The organism is Endozoicomonas sp., assembly GCF_031844845.1.
Lineage (GTDB): Bacteria > Pseudomonadota > Gammaproteobacteria > Pseudomonadales > Endozoicomonadaceae > Endozoicomonas.
This window is the reverse complement of the sequence record NZ_JAVRMB020000252.1, coordinates 1-9,182: the sequence shown is the minus strand read 5'-3', so window position 1 is coordinate 9,182 and position 9,182 is coordinate 1. Positions and strand designations below refer to the sequence as shown.

General features: G+C 48.2%; 9 protein-coding genes. 1 reads left to right on the top strand and 8 read right to left on the bottom strand.

All coding sequences use genetic code 11. The features are described 5' to 3' along the window. Window positions 1-318: 318 nt before the first annotated feature. The 3 genes from RM811_RS13605 to RM811_RS13595 all read right to left on the bottom strand — a co-directional run bounded on the left by RM811_RS13605 (window position 319) and on the right by RM811_RS13595 (window position 4,378). On the bottom strand, window positions 319-1,509 hold the full coding sequence (locus RM811_RS13605; protein ID WP_402525193.1) for a pyridoxal-phosphate-dependent aminotransferase family protein: 1,191 nt from the start codon (window positions 1,507-1,509) through the stop codon (window positions 319-321). Window positions 1,510-1,641: 132 nt separating this feature from the next. Continuing rightward, window positions 1,642-2,124 (bottom strand): MaoC family dehydratase, encoded by a 483-nt coding sequence (locus tag RM811_RS13600; protein WP_402525189.1) that lies wholly within the window; start codon window positions 2,122-2,124, stop codon window positions 1,642-1,644. A gap of 223 nt (window positions 2,125-2,347) precedes the next feature. Beyond that, window positions 2,348-4,378 (bottom strand): hypothetical protein, encoded by a 2,031-nt coding sequence (locus tag RM811_RS13595; RefSeq protein ID WP_402525188.1) that lies wholly within the window; start codon window positions 4,376-4,378, stop codon window positions 2,348-2,350. Window positions 4,379-4,550: 172 nt separating this feature from the next. Here RM811_RS13595 and RM811_RS13590 point away from each other — a divergent pair, with 172 nt between their 5' ends. Further along, window positions 4,551-5,087 carry a DUF924 family protein gene (locus RM811_RS13590; protein WP_402525185.1) on the top strand — a complete coding sequence of 179 codons (537 nt, stop codon included), beginning with the start codon at window positions 4,551-4,553 and terminating at the stop codon, window positions 5,085-5,087. A 153-nt stretch (window positions 5,088-5,240) separates the two neighbouring features. Here the strand turns inward: RM811_RS13590 and RM811_RS13585 are convergent, their stop codons facing one another. The 5 genes from RM811_RS13585 to RM811_RS13565 all read right to left on the bottom strand — a co-directional run bounded on the left by RM811_RS13585 (window position 5,241) and on the right by RM811_RS13565 (window position 9,161). Next, window positions 5,241-6,626 carry an ATP-binding protein gene (locus RM811_RS13585; RefSeq protein WP_402525182.1) on the bottom strand — a complete coding sequence of 462 codons (1,386 nt, stop codon included), beginning with the start codon at window positions 6,624-6,626 and terminating at the stop codon, window positions 5,241-5,243. 6 nt (window positions 6,627-6,632) lie between these two features. Then, complete coding sequence (locus RM811_RS13580) at window positions 6,633-7,349, bottom strand: response regulator (protein WP_402525180.1); 717 nt, start codon at window positions 7,347-7,349, stop codon at window positions 6,633-6,635. Then, entirely contained in the window at window positions 7,349-7,759 is a 411-nt protein-coding gene (locus RM811_RS13575) for a hypothetical protein (protein ID WP_402525178.1), read from the bottom strand. Before RM811_RS13575 ends, RM811_RS13580 begins: the two co-directional genes overlap by 1 nt. Before the next feature lie 66 nt (window positions 7,760-7,825). Next, window positions 7,826-8,455, bottom strand: coding sequence for an outer membrane beta-barrel protein (locus RM811_RS13570; RefSeq protein WP_402525175.1), 630 nt, complete (start codon window positions 8,453-8,455; stop codon window positions 7,826-7,828). Window positions 8,456-8,606: 151 nt separating this feature from the next. Next, entirely contained in the window at window positions 8,607-9,161 is a 555-nt protein-coding gene (locus tag RM811_RS13565) for a serine aminopeptidase domain-containing protein (RefSeq protein ID WP_402525191.1), read from the bottom strand. Window positions 9,162-9,182: the final 21 nt, after the last annotated feature.

Sequence of the window (9,182 nt, the reverse complement as noted above, 5' to 3'; positions counted from 1 at the left end):
GAATGCATACCGTACTCGCCACAAGTGAATAACCAGCCTGAAACCCCCACAGGTTCGGACAAGGAGAGGTTTCTCCACATGCGGCCAGATCCGTATGCATTCCCACGCAGAGCATGGGAACGAGGGTTTTTCGACAGCCTCGAAGGCGGGAATCCATCTCGAGAGAGGGAGTCTATCTCGAGCAGTGGATCCCCGCCTTCGCGGGGATGACGGTTAGGTGTTAATTCTCCCTTTTACGACAGCCTCCTTCGCGGGGATGACGATGGTAGATTCTTAATTGCTGTTTCCCCTAAGCTCAACACCCTGAGCCCTGCTATTTTATTGATAAACTGAAACGGCTGATTTTACGGCCTCGCCCGGAGTGAAGCTATGACCCTGTCTCAACAGGGCTGACTCCAGTGCAGAAAGGCAGTTCAGAACATTGGTCTGGTTGGCGGCATAACCCATCAGGCCAATTCGCCATACTTTTCCGGCAAAGGCTCCGAGTCCTGCACCAATCTCAAGGTTGTACTCCGTCAGTAACTGTTGTCTTACCGCCAGATCGTCAATGCCTTCCGGAATAAGGACGGCATTCAGCTGGGCAAGTCGCTCTTCTTCAGGTACCAGCATTTCAAGCCCCATGGCGGCAAGACCTGCCACCAGAGCCTGGTGATGCAGCTGATGGCGCTTCCAGCTATTTTCCAGACCTTCTTCCTGTAGCAGGCAGAGCGATTCGTGGAGCGCATAAAGTTGATTGACCGGTGCCGTATGATGGTAGGCTCTTTTTCCCTCGCCTCCCCCGTCTTGAAACCAATAGCCCATGATCAGGTTCATATCGAGAAACCAGCTTCGCACAGGTGTTGTTCTGGCCTGGATCTTCTCTATCGCCGCGTCGCTGAAGCTGACAGGGGATAGACCGGGAACACAGGACAGGCACTTCTGTGAACCAGAGTAAACCGCATCAATTCCCCATTTATCAACCTCCAGCTCAGAACCGGCCAGAGAGGTGACCGTATCGACAATAGTCAGGCAGTCATGTTTTTTGGCCAGCTCACACAGCGTTTTGGCATCAGAGCGTGCACCGGTTGAGGTTTCTGCATGAACAAAAGCCAGAATTTTTGCATCAGGGTGGGCTTGCAGTGCTTCTTCAACGGCAACCGGGCTTACGGCTCTGCCCCAGTCAGACTCCACAACCACAGCAGTGCCACCCATGCGTATGACATTCTCTTTCATACGACCGCCGAAGACGCCATTGATACATACAATGACTTTGTCGCCTTCTTCGACCAGATTGGCAAAACAGGCTTCCATTCCTGCAGATCCGGGGGCGGAGATGGGTAATGTGAGACGATTACTGGTTTTAAAGGCGTATTGGATCAGTGTTTTTAACTCATCCATCATTCGGATGAATTCGGGGTCAAGGTGTCCGATGGTGGGGCGAGACAGTGCTTCCGTGATTCTCGGATGAACATCAGAAGGACCAGGCCCCATCAGGGTGCGTCTTGGGGGATGAAAAGAGGTGATTGTCATAACTGCCTGCTTCCTGTCGCTATCGGCATCTTCACTTATGGACACGGATAATGCCGGGCTATTATTTTCGTGAATGTAGCGAAGCCTGAAAGTCAGACAACTATCAGGCAACTATCAAGCAAAAACGGTCGTTCAGTTGGCTGGCTTTAATATCACCTCAGGCAGAGGGTATTCATCAACCACAACTTTACCAGAAGAAGGCATGATTTCTGCCTTGCCTTTCACCACGGTTTTACCGTTCTGGTTCACTACATTAGTGGAGACTGTAGCACGCTTGCGCTGTTCGTTGATCTCCAGAATTTCCAGTTCAACGGTTACCGTATCGCCGACTTTTACCGGGCGCATGAATTTTAGCTCCTGTCCCAGATAGATACCACCCGGGCCAGGAAGTTTGGTGGCCAGGGCACAGGAAATCAGTGAGGCTGTCCACATGCCGTGGGCAATGCGACCTTCAAACTGTGTGGTTGCTGCATACGCCTCATCCAGATGAACCGGATTGGTATCTCCGGATACTTTGGCAAACAGCAGGAGGTCTTCTTCGGTCAGTGTGCGGGTCAGGCTGGCCCTGGTGCCGATGGTTAACTCTTCAAATGGTATGTTTTCCAGCTTGCGCATAAGGTATGGCTCTATTGCTTTGTTAAAGTATGGATAGCCGGTAGCCAGAGTGGCCTGCCTACCGATCAGGGGCAGTATATTTTGATCGGGAATGATTATCGTACCTGTTGTGGAGTACTGGAGGACTCCCGGAATGGTTTTTAATTCACCATTTCTTGTCTCTGGATTGAAAGGTTAACACTTCAGCTGAGGTTACTGAATCAGAAGTTGGTGGTGGTATTTTTCAAGAAGGTTCAGTGGGGTTTGAACCGGGTCGGGGGGCTATCTGCAAAAGCTCGGTAAGGGAAATTTTCCCCCTGCTTTTCGAGCCTGTCTTGATATAGGGCGTGTCGCCAAGGTCATAATAGCCTGAAATTTTCTTTGAAGTCATTCCGTGAAGTTTATTTTTGAGAAGATCAGGGACTTTATCTGAAATAGCAACAGAGTCGAGTTTGAACTCTTTATTACCTGAAGGTAGATCTCTGAATCGGGTGTGTTTTGACTTCAGGGCTCGAATTACGCCTTTTTCAATTTGTTTTTGAAGTAATGGTAGCTTCTTTTCGCTGACTCCCAGTGCGGTGAGAGTGTTTAAGTCTATATCACCACGAGATATATCCAGGTGGATCATAATACCCAGCCTATTATCGCCGGCCTTGTTTCCAGTGACTTTTTTCTTTGCCAGTGCCTTTGCGAATTCAGGTAGTTGTTCCATAAACTCTTCCAGCTTTGAGAAAGGAGTTTGCACCATAATATCCAGTGAGCCATTCAGGTCTTCATCCAGCTTCATCTGGCCTGTCCGAATGTGAAACGGACCGGATTGATTGTCACTGAATTCAAGGCTATCGAAAAAGATATTTGGCTTCGATGCCTGATCTCCTGCCAGATTCTGATGACGCCCTGCATGTAAATCGATCAGGGACAGGCTTGTCACATCGGGGATGTAATCAGACATGTCGGGTGCAAGGCTTTTGATATTTCTGAGCTCGATATTTGCTGTGTGAGACTTGAGTTGAACGCCGGTTTCTTCCTGATTCCAGATAGGTGGCTCTGGTGAAATATTACCTGTGCGCGTAAAAGGGTTATCCGGCAGCGGCTCCATTAGTCTTGAACAATAGCGGTTGATGGAAGTGGCGACTAATGACAGGAGATTACTTTCGCCAATAAACTCTGGCTCATGGATTTCTATAGAGAGGGTTATGGGTTGCTTCTGGCTTTTCTCTGCCGGGCCAGATGGAACATATTCTACCTCAAAGGCGAGCCTGTCGGCCTTGATGACCAGGCTCTCTTTTTTACTACCGGGTTCAGGTGGTCTTACTATCCCGGGCTGTATACCCTCAAGGTGAATATTACTGATTCTTATAATGGGGTTTTCACTGCCTGACTGGTCATTGGCTGGAGCCGTTACTCCCTGAGTTTGGAGTGATGGTGTTTGAGTACTCTCTGGTCTGTAACTACGAGCCCATCTTAGTCCTGCTGAACGGTCACTTTTGGAGGTCAGCTCCAGCTTTCCCCGGGTGATATGAATGTCCTGCTGTTTACCCAGATGAAGCATGGCAAGAGACATGCCGAGTTGGCGCAACTCCGATTTTGGTACTCCAACGGTTTTAATGCCGGCTTTAGCCAGAGCCCAGCCAACCATGTCTACTTTGCTGTCTGGTATCGCCATATCTTTTGCATCAGCGAATTCTCCTGCTGCGGCAAGTCCTGCCTGTGCCAATGAGGCTGCAAGCCCCAGTGCGCCAATCCCGAATTTAGAAGCCTCGGACACTCCCTGCCCCAGGGAAACCCAACCTTTGGTAAGTGTCTGGCAGGTGGTCCTGGCAAGATCATATGAGAAATGGGTTGCTGCTCTGGTAATCTCTTTTAGTGGGGCAGGTTGCCAGCCCAGATAGGAAGCTGGCTCCGCTTTTGTGACTGAGCGCTTAGAGAGTTGTGTTGTCGGTATCTCCTGTGCAGGACCAGACACTTCCTGCTCCAGGGAAGACCAGCCTTTGGCAAGTGTCTGGAAGGTGGTCCTGACAAGATCATATGAGAATAAGGCGGCTACTCTGGCAATCTCTTTCAGTGGGGCAGGTAGCCAGCCCGGATAGGAGGCTGACTCCGCTTTTGTGACTGAGCGCTCAGAGAGTTGTGTTGTCGGTATCTCTTGTGCAGAACCGTCTCTCAAACCCTGGGTTAGTGTAATGGTCTGGCTGCTGTTCGGTGTATCTGGCCTGCTCTCTGGAGGAGTATGTTGACTGTGATGTGGGCCGTTAATGCCTGAAGGTCTGTCCATATTTCAGAAATCGGCGGCTTGCCAACATAGTTAACCTGTGAGGTACTCTGTAATTGGCTGGTTGGTAGTATTTATTCAATGGCAGGGAGCTTATATGGTTGGTTGCTTTCGCTTGATTTCGCTCGCGATAGCGTTAACGCTAAGTGTGTGTATAAAGGGGGATGATCGTGTTATGAAAGAGTCTCAGGTAGTTTTGGATTTCTGGTTTCAAGAGTTGAAGCCAGCACAGTGGTATGAAAAGAATCCTGCTCTGGATCAGCAGATTATTGAGCGTTTCGGCGAGATACATGCCATGGCCGTGGCCGGTGAGCTTTTCAGCTGGCGGACAACCCCTGCAGGGCGGGTGGCTGAGTTGATCGTTCTTGACCAGTTCAGTCGGAATATGTTCCGGGACTCAGCGAAGTCCTTTGCTTTCGACGGGATTGCGCTGGTGCTTGCCCAGGAAGCGGTGAGTACCGGAGCACTGGATCATCTGGGTGAGTTTCAGAAAAATCTGATCTTGATGCCTTATATGCACAGTGAATCCCGGGTTGTTCATGAAGAGGCGATGGGGTTGCGCAAGCGTTATGGGCTGGATCTTGCCTGGGAGCAAAAGCATAAGGAGATTATTGACCGGTTTGGACGTTATCCTCACCGGAATGAGATTCTTGATAGGGTTTCCACCCCGGAAGAAGTTGAATTTCTTAAACAGCCGGGTTCTTCTTTTTAATCGATTTTTTAATTGATGGTGGAATGGTTGGCGGTGTCTGATGTCATGGAAGCCAAAGGCAGAGTGACAAAAACAAAGGTAATGACTGGGTAGGTTTCTCAGTCATCGTTTGTCTATATTTACGTGTTGTCGGCTGGCCCTGTTTCAATGTTGTCAGGGCAGGCTGATTTTAATCAAAGCGCCACCCATAGCCGATTCAGTAATAGCAATATGCCCTTCATAGCCTTCGATAAGGTCACGGACAATAGCCAGTCCAATGCCTTGGCCGGGTTTCTGGCAATCGGCCCTGATACCTCTTTGAAAAACCCGCTTATGTTCTTCTTCGGCAATGCCTGGTCCATCGTCCTCAATGATTAAAATCAGTTCTCCCGATGGTTTTTGCGGTGTTGTTTGTATATAGCCAGTAACAGAAACGGCTGTTTTACAGAATTTAAAGGCGTTCTCCATCAGGTTACCCATAATTTCCAGAAAATCGCCCTCATCACCATGGAACAGGCAGGATGGGTCAAGGTTTATCTGAGTGTTCACCTGTTTTTCCAGGTAAACCTTGGTCAGGGTATTCCGAAGGTCGTTAATTAACGGTTGAATCTGAACGACCTGACGGGTTAAACCAAGCTGACCGGTTATGGTTCGGTGCAGATGATAACCAATAATTTGATTCATCCGGTTAACCTGGGTGTTGAGGTTATGGCAAAGTTCCAGAATGGTTTCTTTGTTGGGGTTATCGCTTTGAATCTTGAGGGTATTGCTGAAGCTTTGTAATACCACGAGGGGTGTTTTCAGGCTATGGGTCAGGTCATCCATGGTTGTACGGTATTTTTCCCGCTGCTTTTGTTCAGAAACCAGCAGTGTGTTAATACTGTCTGTCAGTCGTTTAACTTCGGTTGGAAACGCCCCATGGAGGAACTGGCGATGCCCGGATTCAATATCATTGAGTTGTTTTGAGACTTGTCTGAATGGTTTCAGTGACCACCATAAGGCCAGCCAGAAGGTGCCCAGAATAAGCAGGGATACAAGGCTTATCCAGATACGCAGATGGTTTTTAAAAACGTCAATAATCGCAAAGTAACGTTGAGCGGGTACGATAGTAACAAAGCTATAGCCCGGGGATTTTCTGCTTAACAGGGTGTCGACCTCGTAGGCAAGAAAGGGTTTTCCTTCCAGTTGCAGTATCTTGAAAGTGACACGTTTTTCCAGATCAAAATCAGGCGTATAGCTAATGGGATTGCCATTGGTAGACATAGACTGCCAAACCAGGTGGCCACTGGCATCGTAAATATAACCCAGTAAATTGTCTGCACCGGGTGTGTTGAATCGTTTATCCGACAGTTGCTCGGGCATTACCAGCTGCCCGTTTTCCTCCCTGGCGACGGCGGCCAGCATGGTATTGGCATTAGACGCCATTTGTTCCCGCGTGGTGCGTTCTATGGTCTCGTTGAAAGAACTCAGGACCGATATCAGCACCAGGCTAAAGGAGATAATCAATAGCAGCGTTACGGCAATGGTCACACGACCTTTCAGGGATTCAATCAGGCGCATGGTTTTTTATTGGCCTGGCTTTTCATGGGCTGGCAATTCGAATCGATAACCCTGGCCGCGAACGGTGGCAATGGGATTAGTATCGCTGTGTTGTTTCAGTTTTTTGCGCAGACGGTTGATCAATACTTCCAGGACATTGCTGTCCGGGGGATGATCGTGTCCATAAAGCTGATCTTCCAGCGTGGAGCGTGACAACACTTTATTAGCGTTACGCAGGAATGACTCCATCACAGTATATTCATAGCTGGTCAGGGGGACTGATTCATCGTTGATCATAAACTGCTGTGTCAGGGTATCCAGGCTGAATGGGCCGGAGGCCATTACCGGTTGGGAAAAACCGGCACTGCGACGGATCAGTGCATTCAGGCGGGCTTTGAGTTCTTCAAGCTCAAAGGGTTTGACCAGGTAATCATCGGCACCGGCATTTAAACTGCTGACTTTATCCCGCCAGTTGCCCCGGGCGGTCAGCACCAGAATAGGGGTGGCAATACCTTTGTTTCTGGCTCTTTTGATCAACTCAAGGCCGTCAAGGTCGGGCAGTCCAAGATCAATAATCGCAATATCCGGTGTGTGATTCTGAAAAAAATGCCAGCCTTCTTTGCCATTATCCGCCGGCAGGGTAGTGTGCCCGGCCTCCTGGAGCTGGTAGCACAGATGATGGAGTAAAAGTGCTTCATCTTCGACCACAAGAATATTCACCCGACGCTCCTTCTGATCAGACATTAACGGAACGGAATCTGTTTGCACTGGTAGTAGGTTGCCCTTGGTTTATCATTATAATTCAGGTCAATAAAACCCGGCAGCAATTTTTGGGGTGGGATATAGATGTGCACATAGTTGGCGGATTTGGCTTCGGCAATGGCCATAGTTTTTTCTGAATCAGCATAATACCCAAGGAGAGCACCGGTATCGGTATAGCGCTGTAACAGGTTCTGAACAATTTCTTCGTTGTGAACCATTGTGCACTCGGATTCTGGCAAGGGCGGGAATTGACCGATAGTGATCTCTTTGCCGCTTTCTGTCTGACGGGTGGTGGTGGTCATCTGGGCGCAGCCGGCGAGCAGGAATGCGATGGTTAACAGGCTGACAATACTGATAATACGTTTAATTTTTCTGGCCGTGAGGTTTTTCAATACACAGCAACATGCCAGATTTATATGGCATGTTGCTTATTATACTACAGGTGTCTTTAATTCGAATTAGAACTGATAGGAAACATTGATATAGACCATTTGCTGGTCTTTTTGTTTTAGTTTCATTGTGTCAGCAGGGTCGGTAAATTCTAACTTAACCTTGTTATCCATATGTATATAGCGATAGCCCAGTTCGGCAGAGATGGCGGGTGTAAACTCCTGAATCAAACCCAGCTGAACACCATATAGGGCCCCGCTATCCTTTTTTGAAGCCTTGTCCACCGTGATTCCCAGTTCTTTGACATCAATATCGACTTTCATGCGGTTGTAACCGAGGGTTCCTCCCACAAAGTATTTTGTGCTCTCGAGCTGAAACAGGTTGTCTATGTAGTCTACTGAAAAACTCAGTTCTTCATTGTTTATTGATTGGTCCATTTGTACGCCTGGTTCAATATCTGCTTTGTCAGAGCCCTTGATGCGGCCTAAATTAGCATAAAGGCGAATATTGTCATTGATAAAGGTGCCTGCCCTGAGACCGGTATATGAATCTTTGAACTGGCCGTTACCGCCATCAGCCTTAATATCATGATCCGAGCTTCCCAAAGTAGCGCCCACAAACCAGTCATTAGCCATGACAGCGGAAGAACTCATTAATACGGAAGCTGCCAGTGGGGCTGTAGTGATTTGTTTGAACATTTTTTCCTGCCTTCAAATGTGTGCATCAAAACGGATTAGAGCCATTCTTTTCGGAAGAAAAATGACGCTAACCAGGTTGTGTGCACATTATGCAAAGGCAACATTAATGAACTCTTAACTGGATACTGTTTTCAGTAAAATTAAAAGATAATTAAAAAGAGTGCCTTTCCAGCCACAGTAGCAAGTCCCCATAAACTTCCTGACGATTCACTTCATGAAATAACTCATGCCGGGCATCGGGATAGAGTTTCAGGCTGACATTTTTATGGCTGGAATCGGTAAAGGCTTTCTCCAGACGTCTGAGTCCATTGGGCGCGCTTATCGGGTCTTTATCCCCCCCAATGATTAGAATCGGAAGCGGGTGATGAATTTTTGCCAGTGTGCTGCGTGAGCAAATTTCCTGCAAACCCTGAAATAAATCGGCCCAGAGCTGATTGGTACAGGCAAATCCACAAAGGGGGTCGGTCGCATATTTTTGGACGGACTCTGGATCTCGGCTTAACCAGTCAAAGTCCGTGATATTAGGTTTGAACTTTCGATTGTAGTCAGCAAACATCATCTGATGAATAACAGGGCTGTTACCAAACGCTCCCTGTCGCCATATCTCAAGTTTGGCAATGGTTTTGCCAAGGGTTAATAAAGGTCCGGGTACATAATTTGAACCGGAGAGGATGATGCCATTGATGTCGGGGTTGTACCTGCTCAGGTCTGTCTCTTATACACATCT